At 74.8% G+C, this 485-nt stretch carries 1 protein-coding gene; it reads left to right on the forward strand.

The genetic code is table 11. The features are described 5' to 3' along the window. On the forward strand, positions 1-485 hold a 485-nt coding region (locus JNW98_RS35905), incomplete at both ends, for an AMP-binding protein (RefSeq protein ID WP_223772425.1).

Raw genomic sequence — 485 nt, forward strand, 5'->3', positions numbered from 1 at the left:
TACCGGGAGCTGGACGAGGCGTCCACCCGGCTGGCCCGCCTGCTGGCGGACCGCGGGGTACGGACCGGGGACCTGGTGGCGCTGCTGCTGCCGCGCTCCGAACACACCGTGACGGCGATCCTGGCCCTGCTGAAGCTGGGCGCCGCCTACCTGCCCATCGACGTCCGGCACCCCGACGAGCGCGTCGCGTTCGTCCTCGGCGACGCCGCGCCCGTCCTCGTCCTGACGACGGCCGGGCTGGCCGGCCGCGTCGCGGCGTCCGGGCTCCCGGTCGTGGACGTCGCGGACCCGGAGGCCGCCGGGCGGCCGACGACCGCGCTGCCGCTGCCGGACCCAGGCCTCCTCGCCTACGTCACCTACACCTCGGGAACGACGGGCGTTCCCAAGGGCGTCGGCATCACGCACGCGAACGTGACGCAGATGTACGCCCCGGCGGAGCGGTCGTTCGTGCCCACCCCGGACATGGTGTGGTCGCTGTTCCACTC

Origin of the sequence: Streptomyces huiliensis, assembly GCF_020037025.1 — a bacterium.
In the GTDB taxonomy this organism is placed as follows: Bacteria; Actinomycetota; Actinomycetes; order Streptomycetales; family Streptomycetaceae; genus Streptomyces; species Streptomyces huiliensis.